This is a genomic window from Pseudofrankia coriaricola (genome assembly GCF_001854805.1).
GTDB lineage: Bacteria > Actinomycetota > Actinomycetes > Frankiales > Frankiaceae > Pseudofrankia.
On sequence record NZ_MBLO01000114.1, the window covers coordinates 138238 to 160816 of the forward strand.

20 protein-coding genes are annotated in these 22579 nt (G+C 74.9%); 13 read left to right on the forward strand and 7 right to left on the reverse strand.

What is annotated here, in order from left to right; genetic code table 11:
* Positions 1-29 precede the first annotated feature (29 nt).
* A complete protein-coding gene (locus BCD48_RS17345; protein ID WP_131804021.1) occupies positions 30-239 on the reverse strand; it encodes a hypothetical protein in 210 nt (69 codons plus the stop codon).
* A 154-nt stretch (positions 240-393) separates the two neighbouring features.
* On the opposite strand from BCD48_RS17345, the gene BCD48_RS17350 reads away from it, so the two are divergent.
* A complete protein-coding gene (locus tag BCD48_RS17350; protein WP_083418775.1) occupies positions 394-1881 on the forward strand; it encodes an amidohydrolase family protein in 1488 nt (495 codons plus the stop codon).
* A 44-nt stretch (positions 1882-1925) separates the two neighbouring features.
* Here the strand turns inward: BCD48_RS17350 and BCD48_RS17355 are convergent, their stop codons facing one another.
* Positions 1926-3014, reverse strand: coding sequence for a DUF3710 domain-containing protein (locus tag BCD48_RS17355; protein ID WP_071049426.1), 1089 nt, complete (start codon positions 3012-3014; stop codon positions 1926-1928).
* Positions 3015-3240: 226 nt separating this feature from the next.
* Here BCD48_RS17355 and BCD48_RS17360 point away from each other — a divergent pair, with 226 nt between their 5' ends.
* The 4 genes from BCD48_RS17360 to BCD48_RS17375 all read left to right on the forward strand — a co-directional run bounded on the left by BCD48_RS17360 (position 3241) and on the right by BCD48_RS17375 (position 6759).
* Entirely contained in the window at positions 3241-3522 is a 282-nt protein-coding gene (locus BCD48_RS17360) for a type II toxin-antitoxin system TacA family antitoxin (protein ID WP_241841804.1), read from the forward strand.
* Positions 3519-4061 (forward strand): GNAT family N-acetyltransferase, encoded by a 543-nt coding sequence (locus BCD48_RS17365; RefSeq protein ID WP_083418777.1) that lies wholly within the window; start codon positions 3519-3521, stop codon positions 4059-4061. Before BCD48_RS17360 ends, BCD48_RS17365 begins: the two co-directional genes overlap by 4 nt.
* Positions 4054-5484 carry an MFS transporter gene (locus BCD48_RS17370; protein WP_241841805.1) on the forward strand — a complete coding sequence of 477 codons (1431 nt, stop codon included), beginning with the start codon at positions 4054-4056 and terminating at the stop codon, positions 5482-5484. Before BCD48_RS17365 ends, BCD48_RS17370 begins: the two co-directional genes overlap by 8 nt.
* Positions 5485-5904: 420 nt before the next feature.
* Positions 5905-6759, forward strand: coding sequence for a DUF5336 domain-containing protein (locus BCD48_RS17375; RefSeq protein WP_131804022.1), 855 nt, complete (start codon positions 5905-5907; stop codon positions 6757-6759).
* 132 nt (positions 6760-6891) lie between these two features.
* Here BCD48_RS17375 and BCD48_RS17380 read toward each other — a convergent pair whose 3' ends face one another.
* The 3 genes from BCD48_RS17380 to BCD48_RS53745 are packed head-to-tail and all read right to left on the reverse strand — an operon-like array spanning position 6892 to position 11611.
* A complete protein-coding gene (locus BCD48_RS17380; RefSeq protein ID WP_071049428.1) occupies positions 6892-8586 on the reverse strand; it encodes a sensor histidine kinase in 1695 nt (564 codons plus the stop codon).
* The gene (locus tag BCD48_RS17385) at positions 8583-9521 is read right to left on the reverse strand and encodes a response regulator transcription factor (protein WP_083418778.1); all 939 of its coding nucleotides are present in this window, start codon (positions 9519-9521) and stop codon (positions 8583-8585) included. Before BCD48_RS17385 ends, BCD48_RS17380 begins: the two co-directional genes overlap by 4 nt.
* A complete protein-coding gene (locus BCD48_RS53745; RefSeq protein WP_071049429.1) occupies positions 9518-11611 on the reverse strand; it encodes a bis-aminopropyl spermidine synthase family protein in 2094 nt (697 codons plus the stop codon). Before BCD48_RS53745 ends, BCD48_RS17385 begins: the two co-directional genes overlap by 4 nt.
* 341 nt (positions 11612-11952) lie before the next feature.
* Between BCD48_RS53745 and hisD the strand changes: the two genes are divergently transcribed.
* The 4 genes from hisD to hisH all read left to right on the forward strand — a co-directional run bounded on the left by hisD (position 11953) and on the right by hisH (position 15982).
* The gene (gene hisD / locus BCD48_RS17395; RefSeq protein ID WP_071049430.1) at positions 11953-13314 is read left to right on the forward strand and encodes a histidinol dehydrogenase; all 1362 of its coding nucleotides are present in this window, start codon (positions 11953-11955) and stop codon (positions 13312-13314) included.
* 97 nt (positions 13315-13411) lie between these two features.
* The gene (locus BCD48_RS17400; protein ID WP_083418779.1) at positions 13412-14716 is read left to right on the forward strand and encodes a histidinol-phosphate transaminase; all 1305 of its coding nucleotides are present in this window, start codon (positions 13412-13414) and stop codon (positions 14714-14716) included.
* A 51-nt stretch (positions 14717-14767) separates the two neighbouring features.
* Positions 14768-15361, forward strand: coding sequence for an imidazoleglycerol-phosphate dehydratase HisB (hisB, locus tag BCD48_RS17405; RefSeq protein ID WP_071049431.1), 594 nt, complete (start codon positions 14768-14770; stop codon positions 15359-15361).
* Positions 15362-15982: an imidazole glycerol phosphate synthase subunit HisH gene (gene hisH, locus BCD48_RS17410; protein ID WP_071049432.1), complete on the forward strand. Its 621-nt coding sequence runs from the start codon at positions 15362-15364 to the stop codon at positions 15980-15982. It abuts the gene before it with no gap.
* Here the strand turns inward: hisH and BCD48_RS51335 are convergent.
* Positions 15954-16109, reverse strand: a complete 156-nt coding sequence (locus BCD48_RS51335; RefSeq protein ID WP_157910516.1) for a hypothetical protein — start codon at positions 16107-16109, stop codon at positions 15954-15956. The two genes, hisH and BCD48_RS51335, sit on opposite strands and share 29 nt — an antisense overlap.
* A gap of 47 nt (positions 16110-16156) precedes the next feature.
* Here BCD48_RS51335 and priA point away from each other — a divergent pair, with 47 nt between their 5' ends.
* From priA to BCD48_RS17430, 4 genes are all read left to right on the forward strand, one after another.
* Positions 16157-16897, forward strand: coding sequence for a bifunctional 1-(5-phosphoribosyl)-5-((5-phosphoribosylamino)methylideneamino)imidazole-4-carboxamide isomerase/phosphoribosylanthranilate isomerase PriA (gene priA, locus BCD48_RS17415; RefSeq protein WP_071049433.1), 741 nt, complete (start codon positions 16157-16159; stop codon positions 16895-16897).
* The gene (gene hisF / locus BCD48_RS17420) at positions 16894-17658 is read left to right on the forward strand and encodes an imidazole glycerol phosphate synthase subunit HisF (protein ID WP_071049434.1); all 765 of its coding nucleotides are present in this window, start codon (positions 16894-16896) and stop codon (positions 17656-17658) included. Before priA ends, hisF begins: the two co-directional genes overlap by 4 nt.
* 141 nt (positions 17659-17799) lie before the next feature.
* On the forward strand, positions 17800-19815 hold the full coding sequence (locus tag BCD48_RS17425; RefSeq protein ID WP_083418780.1) for an ABC transporter ATP-binding protein: 2016 nt from the start codon (positions 17800-17802) through the stop codon (positions 19813-19815).
* Positions 19812-21794 (forward strand): ABC transporter ATP-binding protein, encoded by a 1983-nt coding sequence (locus BCD48_RS17430; RefSeq protein WP_083418781.1) that lies wholly within the window; start codon positions 19812-19814, stop codon positions 21792-21794. The genes BCD48_RS17425 and BCD48_RS17430 overlap by 4 nt, the downstream gene beginning before the upstream one ends.
* Before the next feature lie 19 nt (positions 21795-21813).
* Here BCD48_RS17430 and BCD48_RS17435 read toward each other — a convergent pair whose 3' ends face one another.
* A complete protein-coding gene (locus tag BCD48_RS17435; protein ID WP_071049435.1) occupies positions 21814-22455 on the reverse strand; it encodes a helix-turn-helix domain-containing protein in 642 nt (213 codons plus the stop codon).
* Positions 22456-22579 lie beyond the last annotated feature (124 nt).

Below are 22579 nucleotides of genomic sequence, written 5' to 3' on the forward strand. Positions count from 1 at the left end.
ATGGCGCGAGCGCGCCCAGGTGACCCGGCTCAGGACGCCTTGCGCCGCCTGGCCCGGTGGTGGTCGAGGACCGTGACGGTGGACAGGTCGGGGACGGCGGGCTGATGCGGCCACCGCAGCCAGGTGCCGCAGCCGGCGCACTCCCACAGCGGGCCGTGGCCGGTCGCGAGCAGGACGCTGTGCCGGGCGCACTCCTGGCAGTACCGGACGATCTCCTGCCGGTCCGGGAGCGCCTCCACGCCCACAGCTGACCACACGGCCCGGCGCGGGCGGCCACCCGGACCGATCGGGCGTGTCGGCGTTGATGCCTGCGTGGGCGTGGCATGGGCGTGGGTGTGGTCGCGGGCGTAGCCGGGCCACGTCGGATGCGGTGCCGGATGTGAGAATCGCGCTGTGGCCGACACGGTGCCGCGTCCGGACGGCCTGCCGGAACGCGCGGAGACGCTGGTCAGGGCGGCGTGGGTGCTCACCGTCGGCCCCGAGGGCGACATCGCCGACGGCGCCGTCCACATCCGCGGTGGCGAGATCGTCGCGGTCGGTGGGTACGAAGAGCTGCGGGCCGGGCTCGCCGACGTCCCGGTCGTCGGCGACGGGACGGGGCTGCTGATCCCGGGTCTCGTCAACGCGCACACCCACCTGTCCGAGGCGCTGACGACCGGGATGGGCTCGGAGCTGACGCTGTTCGAATGGGGGGAGCGGATCGTCGGGCCGCTCGGCACGGTCCTGACGGAGGAGGACGCCCGGGAGGGCACCCTGCTGCGCGCCGTGGAGCTGCTGCTGACCGGCGTCACGACCGTCAACGACATGTTCGTGCACAGCAACCGCGACGAGTTCGCGAGCCTCGGCGTCGTCGACGGGCTGGTTCGTGCCGGCCTGCGCGGCGTGGTCTCCTTCGGCGCGGAGGACGCCTACGACCCGGGTGCGCCCTGGGCGGACGTCAAGCGGATCATGGACGAGCAGGACGACCTGGCGGCGGCCGTCGCCCTCGCCGCGGCCCACGGCGCGCCGGTCGGCTTCCGCTACGGCGTCGGCACCCTGCTCGGGCAGAGCGACGAGCTGCTGGAGGCGGGCGTCGACGCCTGCCGCGCCAGGAACTGGGCGGTGCACACCCATCTCGCCGAGGTGCGCGAGGAGCTGGTGGCGGCCAGCGCCCGCTGGGGCCGGCGGACGATCCCGCACGCGCTGCGCCTCGGCATGTTCGAGCGGCCGCTCATCGCCGGCCACGGGGTGTGGGTCACCGAGGCCGACGTCGAGATCCTCGCCGGCAACGGGGCCGCGATCGCCCACAACCCGGTCGCGAACATGATCCTCGGCTCCGGGGTGTGCCCGGTTCCCCGGCTGCGCGCCGCCGGCGTCACCGTCGGGATCGGCACCGACGGCGCCGCCTCCAACGACAGCCAGGACATGCTGCAGGCGGTCAAGATGGCGGCGCTGCTGGCCAAGGTCCACGCCGTCGACCCGGCGGTCCTCGACGCGCCGACCGTGCTGCGGATGGCGACCCTCGACGGCGCCAGGGCGCTGGGCCAGGGCGACCTGGTCGGCAGCCTGGAGCCCGGGAAGCGGGCCGACCTGGTGCTGCTGCAGGACTCGGTCTGCGTCTCGATGCTGCACGACCCGTGCGGCCAGCTCGTCTACGGCGCCTCCCCGCGGGCCGTGCGCGACGTGTGGGTCGACGGGCGCCGCCTCGTCGTCGACCACACCTGCGCCGTGGTCGACGAGCGCGACCAGATCGAGCGCGCCCGCCCGCTCGCGCGCCGCCTCGCCCTCGCCTCCGGCCTCGCCGCCGCTGGTATCTCCCGCCTCGCCGGCCCGCCGGACTGGGCACCGCGCACCCCGGACCGACGCCGTTCGTGGGAGGACCAGGCCGAGCCGGACGAGTGAGCCCGGCTCAGCCCGCCCAAAACCGCGGGCCGCGGGCCGCGTGCTTAGCCCCAGGTCATGAGGTTGCGGCCGAGGCCGCCGCTCGGCGGCGGGACCAGCCCGTAGCTGATCCGGCGCGGGTCGGCGCTGCTCGCACCGGTGGGCTTCGGGCGCAGCGACTCCAGGTCGGTCGGCGACGCGGGGCCCCGCGCGGCGGCTCGCCAGGCCGCGGACTGGTCGGCGTGGCGTCCCAGGAGCGGCGGGCCGTCCGGGTCGGCGGCGGCCATCGGATCGACGAGGTCGTCGGGGCCGACCGGGTCCTCGGTGTCGGTCGGCAGCCGCAGGGGGAGCGGCGCCCGCACCGGCATCGCGCGGCCGCCGCGGATCACGATCGTGCCGCGCAGCACGTCGTCCATGAGCGACTCGTCGCGTGGGGTGGAGGCCGGGCCGGTGACCGCGGCCTGGAGAAACCAGCGCGGCCCGTCGATGCCGACCAGCCGGACAGGGCCGGCCAGGCCGGAGAGGGCCGCCTGGCCGGAGGCGGCGCCGAGGGCGGGGAACGGACCAGGGACGGGGAACGCCACGTCGAGCTCACCAGGAGACTCCGCCGGCGGTGCGTCGGGCAGCACGGCCGGAGCCGTCGGCACGAGCAGCAGCTCGGGGCCGAACCGGCCGTACCCGGCGGCGACCTCGACGGGGCCGCCCACCCACACCGGACCCGTGAGAACAGGCACCGGCGAGGCGGGCATGGCGGGCGCGCGGGGTGGACGCGGGCCGCCTGCCGGGCCGGGCAGCGCGGCCGCCAGCCAGATCTCGGCGCGGATCTCGTCCCAGACCCCGCGGCTCTTCGGCGCCGCCAGCGCCGTGAGCTCCATCATCGACCGGCCGGCGAGCGCGACCACCGCGCTCACCCGCTCGCCGTCGAGGCGCAGCCGGTAGTCGACCCCGTCGAGCAGCGGCACCAGCAGCGCACCCAGATCGAGGCGGCGGACACCGTCGCTCGGTGCCAGGCCGAGGTCGTACGGGCCGCCGGGCGTGAGGTCGTCCACCTCGACCTCGACCAGCCCGCCGTCGTGCGGGCCGAGGCCGGCTCGGAAGGCGCCCGCGCCCGGTCCGGCGCGCCGGGACCACAGGGACCGTACCCATCTCAACACCCGACCGCCCCCTGCCCTGGCAGCCACCCGGTCACCCCGCGGAACAGGCCGGCCGGCCACCCGCCACACGCACGGAACGTGCCCGTCGCCGCGGCGTCTCCACCGACGCTACGTGCCCCCACCCGGCCGGACAACCGGGTTGTGCGTCATCTCCCGTTGGCCTCGGGATGGCGGAGATGTCCGGGTGGGTGTGGGTCTGGGACAAGGAACAGGCAGACTGACGGACGTGGGTGGAACCGACAAGGACGAGCAGATCGCGGTGCGGCTGACGGGCGAGACGGCGGAACTGGTCCGCTCGGCCGCGGAGAGTCTTGGAGCGACGCTGGAGGACTTCGCCGTCGAGGCGATGCGGCGCTATGCCGCCGACGCGATGGCGGACCGCCGGGTGTTCGGCGCCACCGACGCGGCGTGGGAGGAACTGGCCGCGCTGCTCGGCGGGCCGGCACCGGACGAGGCGCCGCGGCTGCGTGACCTGCTCGAGGACGGCCCGGACGAGGAGAGCCGGTGAGTCCTCGCTCCGCGGGGCCGCCGATCAGGCTCACGGCGCAGCACGATGTCCGAGGCTTCCGCAGCGGGCACGACGTCCTCGACAGCTGGCTGCGCCACCATGCCCTGGAGCAGCAAGAGGAGGGCGTGACGACGTTCGTCGTGGCCGACGGCGGCCGGGCCGTCGGCTACTACTGCCTCACCCGCGGCGCGGTCGAGCACGTCCGCGCCGCCGCGCCCCGCCGGTGGGGGCGGCGCGCCGCCGGCCCGGCGGACCCGGTGCCGGCGCTCCTGATCGGCCGGCTCGCGGTCGACGAGACGGTCCAGGGCCGCGGCGTCGGCGCGCGGCTGCTGCGCGACGCGGTCATGCGGGCGGCGACCGTCTACCGGACGGCCGGGACGCCGCTGCTGCTCGCGCACGCCGTCTCGGCTCCGGCCAAGGCCTTCTACCGGCACTTCGGCTTCACCCCCATGCGGCTCGACCACTATGTCGTCGCGCTGGCGCTGCGGCATGCCACCGCGGGGCCGGGGCCGGGGCCGGGGATGCCGTTCCGTGACTGAGCCGGCCGCGGCGCCCGCCGCGGCCGGCAGAACCAGCCCAGCCAGCCCAGCCAGCTCCAAGGGCCCTGAAGGCTCCCGGCTGCGCCGGCTCGGCCGGCTGTTCACCGCCGACCTGCGCCCGCTGCGGGAATCGCCGTCGTTTCGCCGGTTCTGGCTTGGCGAGCTGGTCAGCGCGACCGGCACCCAGGTCGTCGTCACCACGGTGCTGCTGCAGATCTACGCCGACACCGGGTCGAACTTCGCCGTCGGTGCCGTCGGCGCCGTCACCTTCGTCTCGCTGGTGGTCTTCGGGCTCGCCGGCGGCACGATCGCGGACGCCGCCGACCGGCGGGTGCTCGCGCTGCTGACCTCCTCCGGGATGATGCTGGCCTCGTTGGCACTCACCCTGCAGGCGCTGTTCGGCGCACCGGTGTGGGTGCTCTTCATCCTGATCGGCTTGCAGGCGTCGCTGTCCGCGCTGGACTCGCCGATCCGGCGGACCTTCGCCGCCCGGCTGCTCACCCCGGACATGATGCCGGCGGTCGGCGCGCTCGAGGGCTTCTCGATGACGCTCGCGCTCACCGGCGGCCCGCTGCTGGCCGGCCTGCTGGTCTCGACGGTCGGCTTCCGGGCCGCCTACGCCGTCGACGTCGTGTCCTACCTGGGCCTGCTGTGCGCGACCTGGCGGCTGCCGTCGATGCGGCCCGAGGGCGGCGGCACGCGGGCGGGGTTCGCCAGCGTCGTCGACGGGTTCCGGCTGCTATGGCAACGGCCGGTGCTGCTGATGACGTTCCTCGTGGACCTGGACGCCATGATCTTCGGCATGCCGCGGGTGCTGTTCGCCTCGATGGCCGTCGCCCAGTTCCATGGCGGCCCGCGCACCACGGGCGTGCTCTACGCGGCGATGTCCGTCGGCGGCACCCTTGTCGCGGCGACCGGCGGCTGGCTGTCCCGGATACGCCGCCAGGGCCTGGTGGTCGCCGTGGCGATCGCGGTGTGGGGCGTCGCGGTCGCGCTGTTCGGGCTGGCCGGGTCGCTGCCGGTGGCGATCGGCCTGCTGGTCATCGCCGGCGCCGCCGACACGGTGTCCGCGGTGCTGCGGATCACCATTCAGCAGGTCGCCGCACCCGACTCGGTGCGTGGCCGGATGGCCGGGCTGTTCATGGTGTCGGTGGCCGCCGGGCCGAGCCTCGGCGACCTCGGCCACGGCACGTTCGCCGGCTTCACCTCGCCGGGACTGGCGGCGTTCGTCGGCGGCGCCGCGTGCCTCGTGGGCCTGGTCGTGCTGATCGTGGCCGTGCCGTCGTTCATCCGCTATGACGGTCTGGCGGCGGTCCCGGCGGTCCCGGCGGAATCGGCGGAATCGGCGGTCCCGGCGGGACCGGCAGTTCCGTCGGAACTGGTCCCGGCGGAGGGCGCTCGCCCCGACAGGCAGGCTCCTTAGCGTCTTATAAAAGATCCTCTTTACCGATATCGGCCCATCGGGTGCCATTGCCTGGCGGCAGCTGCTCGTAATAGGTAGTGCGGGACATCTTGTACGCGTCGCGAGCGCGAGCTCGGACGTCGGCTCCAGCTCGGTGTAAACCTCGCCTGGCGGGGAGCCGCGCGAACACGGGCGTCACGGGATGTCGTTGTCCAAATAGGCCGCCTTAGTTTCCGGCCCGAGGAACCGGGGGAGGTTCTGACTCACCACCGCTACCGCTTCGTCGTGGCGTCACGACGTCTCTGCGCCTGACGTTCGTACACGTATCGAGGCGGCGGCCGCGGGACTCAGATCCTCTACGCGCGGGTTTGCCGCGGCACGCGGCGAGTGCGCGTGTGAATGTGGCCGGCCCGTGGCTCGGGAGAAACGAGGGTGTCGCCAATGGCGAGTATGGCCGGCCGCGGTCGCGCGGCCCAGGACAGCCCAGGATTCGCGGCCCGCGAGGGCCGCGGCATGAAGGGCGCTGATCTCGGAATCATCGGACTGGGGATTCTCGGCCTTATTTTCAGCTTTCTGCCGTGGTTCGGTGTCCGGTACTCCGGATACAACGCGTATGGCCAGGCACAGATCTGGCGCTCCAACCTGAACGCGTGGCAGTCCGGCGCCCTCGCCTGGGTGCCGATCGTGTTGATGCTCATCGCCGCGGCGCTCGCCGCGGCGTACCTACTGAGCCGTGGCAAGATGACGGGGCTCGGCTCGGTCCCGCTGTCGACGGCGATCGCGACGGCCAGCATCGTGGCGCTGGTGCTGATCGTCGTGCGGTGGATCAGCCTGCCGCGCGTGCACGGCAGCTACCTCGGCTACCCCGGCATCTCGTCGGGCGCGCGCTACGGCCTGATCCTCGGCCTGATCACATCGATCCTGATGACGCTGCTCGCCCTGCGTCGCGTCAAGGCGAGCGGCGAGGCCGGCCACGGCCGGGTGGCGGGTCGCGAGCGCGGACCGGCCATGGGCGGCTACACGGGCCGTGGCGCCGAGCGTGGCCGTGCCGTCGACCGTGAGCGCGAGTACTCGGGCGGCGAGTACCCGGGTGGCCGGCGCGTGGGCGGCCAGGACGCCGGCCAGCCGGTTGACCGCGGGGTCGACCGCGGGCGCCAGGAGGGTGGCTACACCGAGCGAGGCGTGGACCAGCCCTATCCGGAGCGCGGTGTCGATCGCGGTGTCGATCGCGGTGTTGATCGTGGTGTCGACCGCGACCAGGGTGACCGGTTCACCGATGACCGCTGGGAGCGCTGACCCGGCACGTCGAACGAGCCTTCGGGCGCGCGCATGGCCTGGCCACTGCGCGCGCCCGCTGGCCTTGGGCGGGGGCCAGCCGCCTGCCCGGCCGCTCGGCGGTCGGCGGGCAAGGCGGACCCCCGCCCTGCCTCAGCCGGCTCCGTCGACCTCGCCGCGGTTCCCGGCGCTGGTCACTCCTGCGAGTCTGGCCGTCCCGTCGCCCCCCGCGCCGGCGACCTCGGCTCGGTCGGGCCCGCCGGCGAGGCCTGGCCGCGGGCCGGCGGGCGCGGCCGGCAGGTCGAGTACCACCAGCAGGCCGCCCGACTCTGCCTCGTCGAGCCTGACCCGGCCGCCGTCGGCCACGACCAGGGCGTGGACGACGGCGAGGCCGAGACCGTGCCCGCGCCGGTCCGCGCGCATCGCGCGCTCGGCCGGGCGCTCGGCGCGGAACCGCTCGAAGGCGCCGGCGCGGGCGGCGGCGGTCATCCCCGGGCCATCGTCCGCGACCGTCAGCCGGATCGTCGGCGCGGCGCCGCTCGCCCGCGCCTGGCCGCCCGCCTCATGAGCCCGGACGGCCCCGAGAACGCCTCCGCGCCGGCCGCTGCCGCCGTTGCCACCACTGCTACCGCCGTTGCCACTGCCGCTGGTGGTGACGGTGTCCGGGCTGGCCAGCGCCGCGCGGACGACGACCCGCCCGCCCGAGGCGGTCGCCTCCAGCGCGTTGGACAGCAGGTTGTCGAGGACCTGCTCCAGATGACCAGGGGTGAGCAGCGCGCGATCGCTGGCCGTCGTCTCGTCGAGCAGCTCGACGTGCGCCGCCGCGGCGACCGCGCACCAGGTCGCGACACGCTCGCGGACCACCCGGTCGACGCGCACCGAAACCCGGACCGACGTCCCGCCGCGGGCCTGGGTGCGCGCCATGGCGAGCAGGCCGTCGACCATCCGGGACAGCCGGTGCACCTCGGCGATCGTCCCGCCCACCTCGCCGGCGGCGGCCGGGTCGTCGGCCAGGTCCTGGCCGAGCAGCTCCAGGCGAAGCCGCATCGCGGTCAGCGGGGTGCGGATCTGGTGGGAGACGTCGGCGAGGAAGGCGCGCTGCCCGTCGACCAGCTCCTCGATCTGCCCGGCCATGGCGTCGAAGCTCGTCGCGAGCTGGCGTACCTCGGCGGGCCCGCCGACGGCCCGGGCCCGGGCCGACAGCTCGCCGTCGCCGAGCCTCGCCGCCGCCCGTTCCAGCCGGCGCAGCGGCCGGTTCACCCAGCGGGCGAGCAGCACCGACAGCGCCAGCGCCACCAGGTGCGCCACGCCGAAGCCGACGATCAGCCGGACCCAGCGGTGCTGGATCTGGGCCCTGGTAGCGCTGTCGGACCTGGCCACCACGAGGATCGTGAGCAGGCCGCCCGAGTTGTTCACCGGCGTCACGACGACCTGACGGTGCCCGTTCGCGCCAGATGGCGCGAGCTCGACCCGTCTCTCGCGGGCGGCGGCGATCTGGGCGGCCGTCAGCGGAATCGGCTGGCCCGAGGACGCGGTGAGGCGGCCGTCCGGGCTGTAGAGGGCGAGGTCGTCGTCCGGTCGGACGACCTCGGACTGGCTGTCGCCGGGCTCGCCGTACTCGGAGTAGGCGCCGGAGCCGGCGTCCGCGGACTGGTCGGGCAGCCGGGGCGCGTCCGTGCCCAGCCGGCGCCACTTGACCTCGGCCGCGTAGGCATCGGCGCTGGCCGCGGTTCGCAGGGCGAGCAGGGTCCGGTCGTGCTGGGCGGCGTCCATCCCGAGCGGGATGCACACACAGATCATCAGCAACGCCGTCAGCAGCAGCTGTATGGCCAGGATCCGCTTGCTCACCGCGCGCCGCCCGCCCTCCCCGGCTCGACGGCCGGGTCGGCGAGGCGGAAGCCGACACCGTAGACCGTCTCGATCAGCTCCGGCCGGCCGAGCTTGCGCCGCAGCGACCCCACGTGGACGTCGAGCACCTTCGTCGAGCCGAACCACGGCCCCCACACGGCCTGGAAGATCTCCCGCCGGGTGCGCACCCGGCCCGGATCCGCCGCGAGGAAGGCGAGCAGGTCGAACTCGCGCGCGGTGATGGCGAGGCGCCGCCCGTCCAGCTCAATCCGCCGTGTCCGCCGGTCCACCAGCAGCCCGCCGTGCCGGACCACGTCCCCCGCGCCGCGGGACTCGGCTCCGGCGGCCCCCCTGGCACCCTCGCCGGCTACCGCAGCCTCGGTGGCGTGGCCACCGGTCCTGTTCGAGGCGCCGTGCGCCGTACCGGCATGGCCGTTCGCCGCGCCGGCGGCACCCGCGGCGCGGACGGCGTCGGCACGGGCGGCGTCCGCGAGCGCGGCGACGCGGGCGAAGCGGCGCCGCACGGCGCGGATCCGCGCCAGCAGCTCCTCGAAACCGAACGGCTTGACGAGGTAGTCGTCGCCGCCCAGGTCGAGCGCCTCCACGCGGTCCGACTCGTCGGCGCGCGCGGTCACCACGATCACCGGGATATCGCCGAGCTCCCGGATCCGTCGGCAGACCTCGGTGCCGTCCAGGTCTGGCAGCCCGAGGTCGAGCAGTACGACGTCCGGCGGCTCGTCGCCACCGACGGCCATGAGCGCCGCCGTCGCCGTCGCCACCCGTCGCGCCGCGTAACCGGCCCGCCGCAGCCCGCGTACCAGCTGCGTCCCGACAGCGTCGTCGTCCTCGACGACCAGTACCAGGGCCCCGTCCGCCTCCGGCGCTGCTGACCCGTTCCCCGGCCTGTCGAGGCGCGGCACGCTGCCCGCCGTCATGCCCGCGGCCCGGTCGCGAGATCGAGCTTCGCGAGGCCTTCCGGACTCCATGACCACTCCACGGAGTCGAGTACGTCGGCGATCTCGCGCAGCGGCAGGTCGAGCAGACGGGCCTGGAGAAGCTCATGCACCCGCAGGGGCAGGACGGACTCGATGACGGCCCGCGCGTCCCGTTTCGACAGCGTCGTGCCGTGCGCGTCGCGGACGTGGCCGACCAGGGCCTCCCGCCAGACGTTGCCGATCCGGCCGTGTGCCCGATCGAGCAGGAAGCGCAGCCAGGTGTCCGTGGGCCCGTCGAGCTCGGTCGAGGCGACCGCCGCGAAGGAGAGCACCCAGAGCCGGTGGGCGTCCGGGGTGCCGCCGACGCGCGTCGGCGGCAGGAGGCGCCACTTGGGGGCCGCCTGCCCGAGCACGAGAAAGCCCAACGGCCCCAGCGGCGACGCGTCTGGCGCGCGGCCGCCGGGCAGCGGCATGGTGGCCCGGACGGCGGCGGCGACGGCTGGGTGGTCGGAGTGGACGACCATGGCCACCGCGTCCGCGTTGACGGCCAGCAGCAGCCGGGGCAGCCAGCCGCCGGGGTCCTCCGTGAGATCGGCGGCGACCGTGACCGGCCGGCGCGCCCTGGCCGCCGGCGGCAGGCCCTGCGCGAGCACCGTCGCGAGGCGGACGTGCGCCACCGGCCGGTCCCCGCCGGTCTCCGCCGGGAGCGGCGCCTCCCCGACGAACACCAGCTGGCCAGGGGGCTCCGCCGGGAGCGCGCCCTCGGGCTGACGGTGACGAGGCGTGACCGCCTCCAGTGCCTCCGGTGACAGGGGCCTCCGGAGGTGCGAACGAAGAGCATTTTCGCACCTCCTTTGGCCCTCTAGAGCCGCGGTGACCAGGGCGCGCGCCGCCGGCTCGGGGAGCAGGTCCCGCGGGGCACTTTCCAGCGACGCCCGGCCGCGGCTGTAGATGGCGGTGCCGGCGGTCAGGGGGCCGATGGCGCGGTTGACGTGGCGCCAGGTGTGGCTGGTGGGGCGGCACACGTAGAGATCGGCGCGGGCGCCGACCGCCTCGGCACCGTCGTAGGCGTGGAAGGCGGGCAGCATGGCCTCTAGGGCGAACCCGGCGTCGGAGAGTGCCCGCTGGGTCTTCCAGCCGAGCGTCGGCGTCCGGTCGGAGAAGCCGTAGGCGAGCAGCACCCGGCCGTGGTCGCGGTCGCGCAGCCCCTCGGCGCCGCGGGCGCAGAACAGCGCCACCCCCTCGGGGGTGTAGGGCGGGTCGGTGAAGGCCAGGTCGGCGGACCCGGCCACCGACGGTGGCAGGCCGAACCGCAGGTCGGCGAAGTAGGGCCGCACGTTGAGGCCGCGCGAACGCTCCTGGCCGTACAGGAAGGAGAGCAGCTCGTCGTCGACATCGACGACGGTGACCCGCAGCCCGGGGATGACCGCGGCCGCGGCGAGCGAGGTCAGGTCGTGGTCGCCGACGCAGAGCAGATGCCGGCCGGCGAGGTCATAGGTGGCCGCGAGCCACAGCGCCCGGCGGACCACGGTCTCGGCCGTCGCGGCGACATGGTCCAGGTCAGCGCGGGGCCGGGGTGCCGCGGCGATCAGCTCGCCCATCGTGGCCACCAGGTCCGCATGCGCGCCAAGTGGCCCGGCCAGCGGGTCAGCCGGCCTCGCCGCGGCGAGTCCCGTCTCGGCGAGTCCCGCCGCGTCGACCAGCTCGCGGTAGCCCGCCGCCAGCTCGGGGCGTATTCGAGGCCCGGCCACCGGGTCGTCGTCGACGTCGCCGCCGAGCGCCGCGAGCACCTCCTCGACGGTGCGCCGCGGCAGCCCGGCCGCCCGGACCAGCCGCCCGGCCGCATCGGCACCCCTCGAGCCGCCGCCGGCGGGGCCGCCCCCGCGCGGCGCCGCGTACTCGGCCGCCAGCCGGGCGACCAGCGCCCGCAGGGGCCGCCCAAACGCCCCATAGGCCTCAAGCAGTGCCGCGAGCCGCGCCTGGCCGTCCGTCCCGGGCCGGCCCGCCTGCCCGTTCCGCCCGGTCACATCGGCGGCGCGGGGACTGGCCGGCTCGTCGGTCGGCCACGGGCCGTCGCCGGAAGTCACCATCCCAGCCTGCCACCTCGCCGTCACAAGAAGGACCGTGGGCCGCCCCGCGGCTCCTGGGCGCCGGCTTCTCGTCCGCCTCGCGGGCGGGCGCCGCTCCCGGTGAGAGCCGTGAACCCTCAGGACAGATGGGGTGAACCGGCACGATGGCCACCGGGCCGTCCCGGCGTGAGTCGGGTACCGGACAGGGCCGCGCGACTGTCCTCCGATATCCGCCTTGTCCGTCATGCCCGGGCCGGCGGGGTAGCCGAAATGACTGGAGGAGGCCGGCGAACGGGGCAACTGTGTGATATTGCGGCGCGCGGGGAGGACGATTCGCGCGCGACGGCCGATACTCTCATGGCGTGTGGAGAAGGCTGGACCTCCGCGGTGAGGCACTGACAGCGCTGTCCTCGGCCGAGATCCGTCGGCGGCTGCCGCGCGCCGCGACCGACGTCGACGTGGCGCTCGAGGCGGTCCGGCCGATCTGCGACGACGTCCGCGACCGCGGCGACGCCGCCGTGCTGGACGCCACCGAGCGCTTCGACGGCGTCCGCCCGGCCACGCCGCGCGTACCCGCCGACGCGCTCGCGCGGGCGGCGGACGAGCTGGGCCCGGCGGTGCGCGCGGCGCTCACCGAGGCGATCCGGCGCACCCGGCTGGTCCACCGGGCGCAGCTGCGCGAGCCGGTGACGATCGAGGTCGCGCCAGGCACGACGGTCACCGAGCGGTGGGTCCCGGTAGACCGGGTCGGGCTGTACGTGCCGGGCGGGCGGGTCGCCTACCCGAGCAGCGTGGTGATGAACGTCGTCCCGGCCCAGGAGGCCGGCGTCGGCTCGCTCGCGGTTGTCTCCCCGCCGCAACGTCACCGGGGGCGCAACGACGGCGCGGGTGACCTTTCCGGCCCCGGTGGCACCCCAGGGCCGTGGGACGGCCTGCCGCACCCGGTGGTGCTCGCCGCCTGCCAGCTGCTCGGCGTCGACGAGGTGTACGCGGCCGGCGGCGCGCAGGCGGTCGCGATGCTCGCGTACGGCACCGAGAGCTGCCCCGCCGTCGATGTCGTCACCGGCCCGGGCAACGTCTACGTCGCCGCGGCCAAGCGCCTGCTGCGGGGGGTCGTCGGCATCGACGCCGAGGCCGGCCCGACCGAGATCGCCGTCCTCGCCGACCACACCGCCGACCCGGCGTTCGTCGCCGCCGACCTGATTGCCCAGGCCGAGCACGACCCGATGGCGGCCTGCCTGCTGGTCACCCCGTCCGTCGACCTCGCCGACGCCGTCGAGATCGAGCTCGGCAAGCAGGTGCCGGTCACCCGCCACCGCGAGCGGGTCGAGGAGGCGCTGTCGGGCCAGGGCGCGGTCGCGCTCGTCGACGACGTCGACGCGGGGCTGCGGGTGGTGGACGCCTGGGCCGCCGAGCACCTGCAGATCCAGACCGCCGACCCGGCCGCCGTCGCGGCCCGGGTCCGCCACGCCGGCGCCGTGTTCGTCGGCCCGTACGCGCCCGTGCCGCTCGGCGACTACCTGGCCGGCTCGAACCACGTACTGCCCACCGGCGGGACTGCCCGCCATTCGAGCGGTCTGTCGGTCGCCGCGTTCCAGCGCCAGGTGCACGTCGTGGCGTGCACGCAGGAAGCGCTCGCGGACGTCGCGCCTCACATCGCCGCGCTCGGCGCGGCCGAGGACCTGCTTGCCCACGTCGACGCGGTGGAGGTGCGCTCTCGATGATGAGGCGCTCGGTCAGATTCAGAGACGCTGACGATGCCAGAGGGGCCGGCGGTTCCCGGCCCGCCGCCGGTTCCCGGCCCGCCGCGGCGGTGACCAGATGAGCGAACAGGGCACCGGAGTCTTCGGGAACGGCGCGTCCGGCCGGCCCGTGGTCCGGGTGAGCGCGCGGCGCCCCGACGAGGCGATGACGTCGGCCCGGCCCTGGCGGCCGGTGACGCTCGACGACCTGCCGCTGCGCCACGACCTGCGCGGCCGTTCGCCGTACGGCGCGCCGCAGCTCGACGTCGCGGTGCGGCTGAACACCAACGAGAACCCGCACCGGCCGTCCGCCGAGCTGGTGGACGCACTCGGTAAGGCCGCCACCCTTGCCGCCACCGAGGCCAACCGCTACCCGGAGCGCGAGGCCGAGGCGCTGCGCGCGGACCTCGCCTACTACCTCACCCCGGACGCCGGTTTCGGTGTGCACACCAGCCAGGTGTGGGCGGCGAACGGCTCCAACGAGGTGCTCCAGCAGCTCCTGCAGGCGTTCGGCGGCCCGGGCCGGCGCGCGCTGGGCTTCGAGCCGTCGTACTCGATGCACCGGCTGATCTCGCTCGCCACCGCGACCGAGTGGGTCGCCGAGGACCGGGCCGACGACTACACCCTCGACCCCGTCGCCGCGGCCGACGCGGTGCGCCGCCACCAGCCGTCGGTGGTGTTCCTGTGCTCGCCGAACAATCCGAGCGCGACCGCGCTGCCGCTCGACGTCGTCAAGGCGGTGTGCGCGGCGGCCGAGGAGATCGGCGGCTGCATGGTCATCGTCGACGAGGCGTACGCCGAGTTCCGCCGTGCCGGGGTGCCGAGCGCGCTCACCCTGCTGCCCGAGCAGCCGAAGCTGGTCGTCACCCGGACGATGAGCAAGGCGTTCGCGCTCGCCGGCGCCCGGGTCGGCTACCTGGCGGCCCACCCGGCGGTCGTCGACGCGCTGCAACTGGTCCGGCTGCCCTATCACCTGTCGTCGTTCACCCAGGCGGTGGCGCGCACCGCCCTGGCGCACGCCGACGAGCTGCTCGGAACGGTCGAGGCGGTCAAGGCGCAGCGCGACCGGATCGTCGACGAACTGCCGGCGTTCGGCGTGCGAGTGGTGCCGTCGGACGCGAACTTCGTGCTGTTCGGCCTGTTCCGTGACCAGCACGCGGTCTGGCAGTGCCTGCTCGATCACGGGGTGCTGGTCCGCGACCTGAGCCTGCCCGGCTGGCTGCGGGTCACCGCCGGCCTGCCGAGCGAGATCGACGCCTTCATCGGCGCGCTGCGCTCCGTGCTGGCCGACAGCCCGTCGGCGCTCGAGACAGACCGCCGGCCGGCAGGCAGAGCCCGGACGGGCGGTGGCCTGGACGGGCAAGGCCCGACCCAGGACGCCTGAAACGCAACCAAGAACGCAACGTACCTAGACAGACACAGGAAACCAGGGGATATGGCACCGGCGCGGACCGCCCGGATCGAACGCAAGACGCTGGAGTCGGACGTGCTCGTCGAGCTGGACCTCGACGGCGCGGGCGTGTCCACCGTGGAGACCGGGGTGGGGTTCTTCGACCACATGCTCGCCCAGCTGGGCAAGCACGGCGGCTTCGACCTCACCGTGCGCACCCGGGGCGACCTGCACATCGACGCCCACCACACCGTCGAGGACACCTCTATCGCGTTCGGGGAGGCGCTACGGGCGGCGCTCGGCGACAAGGTCGGCATCCGCCGGTTCGGCGACGCGATGGTGCCGCTCGACGAGGCGCTCGTCCAGGCCGCCGTCGACCTGTCCGGCCGCCCGTACTGCGTGCACGTCGAGCCGGACCTCGCCCCGATGATCGGGACCTACGACACGACGCTCACCCGGCACATCTTCGAGTCGATCACCTCGGCGGCCCGGATCGCGCTGCACGTGCGGGTGTTGTCCGGCCGCAACGCCCACCACGTCGTCGAGGCGCAGTTCAAGGCGGTCGCGCGGGCGATGCGGGACGCGGTCGCGTTCGACGCCCGGGTGTCCGGCGTCCCATCGACCAAGGGCGTCCTTTAGATGGCCGGGAGCCGGCCGAAGGTGGTCGTGCTCGACTACGGGTCGGGCAACCTGCGCTCGGCGCAGCGGGCCGTCGAGCGGGTCGGCGCGGACGTCACCGTGACCGCGGACCTCGCCGCCGCGGCGTCGGCGGACGGGCTGGTCGTGCCCGGCGTCGGCGCGTACGCCGCCTGCATGGCCGGGGTCGAGCGGATCGGCGCCGGCCCGGCGATCCGGGACCGGGTCGCCGCCGGCCGGCCCGTGCTGGGGATCTGCGTCGGCATGCAGATCCTCTACGAGCTCGGCGACGAGCACGGCGTGCGCACCCAGGGGCTCGGGCTGCTGCCGGGCGAGGTCCGCCGGCTCGCCGCGCCGATCCTGCCGCACATGGGCTGGAACACCGTCGCGCCGCCGGCCGGCTCGACGCTGTTCGCCGGCCTGCCGGCGGGGACCCGGTTCTACTTCGTCCATTCCTACGCCGCCAAGGCCGACCCGGGCGCCGGCGACACGGTCACCGAGCACGGCGAGCCGTTCGCCGCCGCCGTCGAACGGGGTCCTCTGTGCGCGACCCAGTTCCACCCGGAGAAGTCCGGCGACGCCGGCGCCGAGGTCCTCACCAACTGGCTGCGGTCTCTCGGCTGACGCCCGCGGTGAGCGCCGCCGCGCCGACGCCGGTGGTCACCCGGGCCGCCAACACCGTGGCGGCCGCGGAGCCGGCGGCGACGAGCAGCGCCGCGGCGGCGAGCGGTCCGCGCCTGACCGGCCGCACCCGCCGCACCCGCCGCTGTCGCGCCCGCGGGCCCGTAGGGTGGGCGAGTGACGTTGACGTTGTTGCCCGCGGTGGACGTGGCGGACGGGGTGGCCGTTCGGCTGGTCCAGGGCGCGGCCGGATCGGAGACCTCGTACGGCGACCCGCGCGACGCGGCGCTCGCCTGGCAGCGCGACGGCGCCGAGTGGATCCATCTCGTCGACCTGGACGCCGCCTTCGGCCGCGGCTCCAACCGGGAGCTGATCGCCGAGGTGGTCCGCTCCCTCGACGTCGCGGTCGAGCTGTCCGGCGGGATCCGCGACGACGACTCGCTGGACGCGGCGCTCGCCACCGGCGCGGCCCGGGTGAACGTCGGTACCGCCGCGCTGGAGAACCCGGACTGGGTGCGGCGGGCGATCGACCGGGTCGGCGACCGGATCGCCGTCGGGCTGGACGTGCGCGGCACGACGCTCGCCGCCCGCGGCTGGACGCGCGACGGCGGCGAGCTGTTCGACGTGCTCGCCCGGCTCGACGCCGACGGGTGCGCCCGCTACGTGCTTACCGACGTCCGCCGCGACGGCACGCTCACCGGCCCGAACCTGGAGCTCCTCGCCGCGGTCACCGCCGTCACCGACCGGCCGGTTGTCGCCAGCGGCGGGGTGTCGTCGCTCGCCGACCTGGGGGCGATCGCCACCGTCCCCGGCGTCGAGGGCGCGATCATCGGCAAGGCGCTCTACGCCGGCGCGTTCACCCTCCCGGAGGCGCTCGCCGTCGCCGGCGGCGAGACCGCGGCGGGCGCCCGGCGATGAGCGTCGCGGTCCGCGTCATTCCCTGCCTGGATGTCGACGCCGGCCGGGTGGTCAAGGGCGTCAACTTCACCGGCCTGCGCGATGCCGGCGACCCGGTCGAGATGGCCCGCCTCTACGACGCCGAGGGCGCGGACGAGCTGACCTTCCTCGACATCACCGCCTCCAGCGGCAACCGGGAGACGACCTACGACATCGTCCGGCGCACCGCCGAGCAGGTCTTCATCCCGCTCACCGTGGGCGGCGGGGTGCGCGCGGCCGACGACGTGGACCGGCTGCTGCGCGCCGGGGCGGACAAGGTCGGTATCAACACGGCCGCTGTCGCCCGCCCCGAGCTGCTGCGCGAGTGCGCGCTGCGGTTCGGCAGCCAGTGCGTCGTCCTGTCCGTGGACGCGCGGCGCTCGCCCGGCCAGGACGGGCCGCGCTTCGAGGTGACCACCCACGGCGGCAGGCAGGGCACCGGCATCGACGCCGTCGCCTGGGCGGCGCGCGCGGTCGAGCTCGGTGCCGGCGAGATCCTGCTCAACTCGATGGACGCCGACGGCACCCGCGATGGATATGACCTCGAGATGATCGCCGCCGTCCGCGCGGAGGTGGACGTCCCGGTGATCGCCAGCGGCGGCGCCGGCGGGCTCGCCGACTTCGCCCCCGCCGTCTCGGCCGGAGCCGACGCCGTGCTGGCCGCCAGCGTCTTCCACTTCGGCCACCTCCGGATCGCCGACGTCAAGGAAGCCCTGCGCACCGCCGCCGTCCCCGTTCGTTAAGCCCCGGCCACTTGACGGCCACGGGAGTACTCGGCCTGTTTCAGGTGTTGCAGGGTGGATGTCACGCACCTGTCACCGGGCTGTAGCGAAACAGCGGCCGGGGGCGAGCGCATGCGCACGCGCGCTGTCGAGAGGAGAGAGGTGCCCGCACCTGGTGACGCCCCGGACGGACCGCCGAGCCCCGGCGGCCACGTCGACCACCTCAACCCTCCCGGGTTCGCCCAGTCGGCGCGCGCGATCGACGGGACCCGCTCGGTCATCTGGCGCGGGCTGCGGATCCTGTGGCTCGCGGTGCGCGAGGAGCGGCGGCTGTTCGCGCTGTCGGTGTTCGGCAGCGCGCTGTTCGGCCTCGCGACGGTGGCCAGCTCCTACGTCCTCGGCGAGGTGACCCAGCGGGTCATCGTCCCTTCGCTGCGCGACGGGCACGCCGCCTGGGGGAGCGTCGTGTCCGCCGCGTTGCTGGTGTTCGCGGTCGGCGCGACCCGCGCTGTCGGGATGTTCTTCCGCCGGTTCGCGGCCGGTGTGCTGCAGTACCGGATGCAGGCCCACTACCGGCGCCGCGTCACCCGCCAGTACCTGCGGCTGCCGCTGGCCTGGCACCAGCGGCACTCCACCGGCGCGCTGCTGTCGAACGCGAACGCCGACGTCGAGGCGCTGTGGGCGCCGATCGCGCCGTTCCCGTTCGCGGTCGGCGTGGTCGTGATGCTCGCCGCCGCCGTGGGCCTGCTGGTCGCGACCGACCCGCTGCTCGCCGCCGTCGGTTTCGTCGTCTTCCCGCTCGTCGGCGTCCTCAACCTCACCTACTCGCGGCTGGTCTCGCCGCTGTTCGCCCGGGTGCAGGAGCTGCGTGCCGAGGTGAGCACGGTCGCGCACGAGTCGTTCGACGGCGCGCTCGTCGTCAAGACCCTCGGCAGGGAGGCCGACGAGACCGCCCGCTTCCGCCGGTCCGCCGAACAGCTGCGAGACGCGATGATCCGCGCGGGCCGGGTCCGCGGGGTCTTCGATCCGCTGATGGAGGCGCTGCCCAACTTCGGCGTGCTCGCCGTGCTCGTGGTCGGCGCGCACCGGATCGGCTCCGCCGACCTGTCGGTCGGTGACCTGGTCCGGGTGGCCTACCTGTTCACGCTGCTCGCCTTCCCGATCCGGGCGATCGGCTGGGTGATCAGCGAGATGCCCCGCTCGGTGGTCGGCTGGGGCCGGGTGTCCGCGGTGCTGACCGCCGAGGGCGAGCAGCAGTTCGGCACGGAGCACCTGGCCGGCACCGGCCCGGCCACGCTGCGCCTCGACGGCGTCGGCTACCGGTACCCCGGCCCCGATGGCGCCGCGGGCGGCGCGGAACGGCCCGAGGGCGACAAGGAGGCGGTGCCGGCCGCGGCACTCGCGGATGTCGCCTTCGAGGCGCGCCCAGGCAAGGTGCTCGCGGTCACCGGGCGCACGGGCGCCGGGAAGTCGACGCTGGTGAGCCTGCTCGCCCGCCTCGTCGACCCGGACGAGGGCACCGTCCGGGTCGACGGCGCCGATCTGCGCGACCTCGCCGCGGGCGGGGTGACCTCCGCGGTCGCCCTCGTCGCCCAGCAGGCGTTCCTGTTCGACGACACGGTCCGCGCGAACATCACCCTCGGCCTGGACCTGCCCGACGACACCGTGTGGGACGCGCTGCGCCTCGCGCAGGCGGACCGGTTCGTCGAGGCACTGCCGGGCGGCCTGGACACCGAGGTGGGGGAGCGCGGCACGACCCTGTCCGGCGGCCAGCGCCAGCGGATCGCGCTCGCCCGCGCGCTGGTCCGCCGCCCCCGGCTGCTCGTCCTCGATGACGCGACCTCCAGCGTCGACCCTCGGGTCGAGGCGTCGATCCTCGCCGGCCTGCGTGCGCTCGGCTCGGCGGGGTCGTCGACCGTGGTCGTCGTCGCCCACCGGCGGGCGACGATCGCGCTCGCCGACGAGGTCGTCTACCTGGAGAGCGGCCGGGTCGCGGCGCACGGCCGGCACGACGAGCTGCTGGTCGGCTCGCCCGGCTACGCCGAGCTGCTCACGGCCTACGAGCGCGCCGCCGCCGACCTCGAGGCGCCGGCCGGGCTGGACGCGCCCAGAGACCTCGGCCTGGACACGGACGGCCCCCGCCACGGCGATGCGTTCGACGAGGAGGTTCTGTCATGACAGCCGCCACCCCGCCCGTCAGTGGCGACGAGCGGCCGGCGGCGGACGGACGACCCGTGAGCACGTCGGCCCTTCCCGCGCCGGCCGGCCCGATTCCGCCACAGCGCGGCGCGGCGGCGACCGCTCCGCCCGGCGGCGATGCCGCGGCCGGCGGCGACGCGCCTGACGTGCCCTCGGCGAGGGAGGGGCTGTGGAGCACCGCCCGACGGCTGCGCCGGCTCGCTCCGCAGGCGACGAACGGGATCGGCGTGACGCTGCTGCTCGCCCTGATCGCCACCGTCGGCAAGATTGTCATCCCGCTGACCGTGCAGCAGACGCTCGACCGCGGCGTCACCGGCCCGGACGGCGTCGACCTGGGCCTCGTGCGCACCGCCGTCACGATCGCGGCGGTCGCGATCGTGATGACGGCGGCCGCCACGTACGTGATGAATGTGCGGCTCTACAAGGTCTCCGAAGGAGCGCTCGCGACGCTGCGGGTGCGCGCGTTCCGGCACATCCACGACCTGTCGATGCTCACCCAGGCGACCCAGGCTCGCGGCGGCCTGACCGCCAGGGTCACCACCGACGTCGACCAGATGTCGCAGTTCCTGCAGTTCGGCGGCGTGATGCTGGTCGTCTCCGTCGGCCAGATGATCGTCGCGACCGTGCTGATGCTGGTCTACTCATGGCCGCTGACGCTGCTGGTCTACGTCTGCTTCGTCCCGATGGTGTTCGCGACCCGTGGCTTCCAGCGCCGGCTGTCCACCCGCTACGCCCTGGTGCGCCGGCGGGTCGGGGACATGCTCGGCGCCGTGTCCGAGTCCGTGGTCGGGGCCCACGTGGTGCGCGCCTACGGCGCCCAGCGGCGCACCGCCACCCGGGTCGATGACACCGTCGAGGCCTACCGCTCGGCGCAGAGCCGGGCGCAGGTGCTGGTCGCCGTCGTGTTCTCGGCGGGCGAGCTGGTCAGCGCGGTCGCGCTCGGCGGTGTGGTACTGCTCGGCGTGAGCCTCGGCGTCGGCGGCCACCTGTCCACCGGCCGGCTGGTGGCGTTCCTGTTCCTGATGACGCTGTTCGTCATGCCGGTGCAGATGCTCACCGAGGTGCTCAACGACGGCGCGAACGCGCTGGCCGGCCTGCGCCGCGTCCTGGACATCCTGGACACCCCGAGCGACGTCCGCGACCCGGCCGAGCTCGACGTCGACGGTGACGCTGGCGGCTCCGGGTCCGGGTCTGGCGGCCGGGACCTGCCGCCCGGCTCGCTCGACGTGACCTTCGACCAGGTCATGTTTCGCTACCGGACTGGCCCGCCGGTCCTGCACGGCATCGACCTGCGGGTCCCGCCCCGCGCCCGGGTCGCCGTCGTCGGCGAGACCGGGTCGGGCAAGACGACGATCGCCAAGCTGCTGACCCGGCTGATGGACCCCACTGAGGGCGAGGTCCGCATCGGCGGTGTGCCACTGACCGAGGTGCGCTTCTCGTCCCTGCGCGGCCGGGTGGTCATGGTGCCGCAGGACGGCTTCCTCTTCGACGCGACGATCGCCGACAACGTCCGCTATGGCCGGCCCAGTGCCACGGACGCGGAGATCACCGCCGCCTTCGGGCGGATCGGCCTCGCCGACTGGCTCGCGGGCCTGCCGGCCGGGGTCCGCACGGCGGTGGGCGAGTCCGGCGGGCTGCTGTCGGCCGGCGAGCGCCAGCTCGTCGCCCTGGCCCGCGCCGAGCTCGCCGGCCCCGACCTGCTCGTCCTCGACGAGGCGACTTCCGCCGTCGACCCGGCGACGGAGGTCCGCATCGGCCAGGCGCTGCTTGAGCTCACCCACGGCCGCACCTCTGTGACGATCGCCCACCGCCTGTCCACCGCCGAGACGGCCGACCTGGTCCTCGTCGTCGACGCAGGCCGCGTCGTCCAGCGCGGCACCCACGCCGACCTCGTCGCCCAGCCCGGCGTCTACCAGCGCCTGCACTCCTCCTGGTCCGCCGGCATCGCCGCCCTGTGACGCGACCGCGCGAACCCGCTCAGTGGGTGGGGGCGCGGCTTTCCTGGACGAGCAGGACGTGGCTGGTGGGCCCGGGGAGCTGGCGCCAGCGGTGGGGGAGGACGCCGGGGTAGTAAAGGGTGTCGCCGGGGCCGAGGGCGAACAGGCCCGCGGCGGCGACGTCCACCTCGATCCGGCCGGCCATCACGAAGACGAACTCGTCGCCGGCGTGGGTGAACGTGTCGCCGAACTCGGTCGGCGCGCCCTCGAAGAGCACCGGGTACATCGCGCGTGCGCCGGACACGAGCGAGCGCGCGATGCCGACCGGGTTCTGCGCCAGGACGCCGCCGCCGGCCCGCACCAGGCTCACCTGGCGTCCGACGGACGTCGCCGCCGCGCCGTCGGCATCGTTGGCGTCACCCTCGGTGTCCATCGACATCAGCTCGAGCTGCGTCGTGCCGAGGGCCTCGGCGATCCTGTGCAGCGAGGCCATGCTCGGCCGGGCGAGGCCCCGTTCCAGCTGGCTGAGGAACGGGTGCGACAGCTCCGCGAGCACCGCGAGCCGCACGAGCGTGAGCCCCCTGCGCCGCCGCAGCGCCCGGATCGACCGCCCGATCTGCTCGCGCACCTCCAGCTCGCTCGCTCCGGCCCGCGCCTGCCGGCCGACCTCTTCCGTGCACATGGGCGTCATCGTCCCATTTGTGTCGACGCTTCGGTTCGCGACAAGCCGCCGGGCGGCGGTGCGCCGTCCATCGGGGGGATCCGGATGGCCCATGCTGGCGGATCGTGTCGGCCCATGCCCCGCT

Excerpts from the sequence above, each read along its gene's own strand:
- BCD48_RS17400 (WP_083418779.1), top strand. The coding sequence starts at position 13,412 with ATGAGCGAACAGGGCACCGGAGTCTTCGGGAACGGCGCGTCCGGCCGG.
- hisF (WP_071049434.1), top strand. The coding sequence starts at position 16,894 with ATGAGCGTCGCGGTCCGCGTCATTCCCTGCCTGGATGTCGACGCCGGC.
- BCD48_RS17385 (WP_083418778.1), bottom strand. The coding sequence starts at position 9,521 with ATGACGGCGGGCAGCGTGCCGCGCCTCGACAGGCCGGGGAACGGGTCA.
- hisH (WP_071049432.1), top strand. The coding sequence starts at position 15,362 with ATGGCCGGGAGCCGGCCGAAGGTGGTCGTGCTCGACTACGGGTCGGGC.
- BCD48_RS17435 (WP_071049435.1), bottom strand. The coding sequence starts at position 22,455 with ATGTGCACGGAAGAGGTCGGCCGGCAGGCGCGGGCCGGAGCGAGCGAG.
- hisB (WP_071049431.1), top strand. The coding sequence starts at position 14,768 with ATGGCACCGGCGCGGACCGCCCGGATCGAACGCAAGACGCTGGAGTCG.
- BCD48_RS17375 (WP_131804022.1), top strand. The coding sequence starts at position 5,905 with ATGGCGAGTATGGCCGGCCGCGGTCGCGCGGCCCAGGACAGCCCAGGA.
- BCD48_RS53745 (WP_071049429.1), bottom strand. The coding sequence starts at position 11,611 with ATGGTGACTTCCGGCGACGGCCCGTGGCCGACCGACGAGCCGGCCAGT.
- BCD48_RS17430 (WP_083418781.1), top strand. The coding sequence starts at position 19,812 with ATGACAGCCGCCACCCCGCCCGTCAGTGGCGACGAGCGGCCGGCGGCG.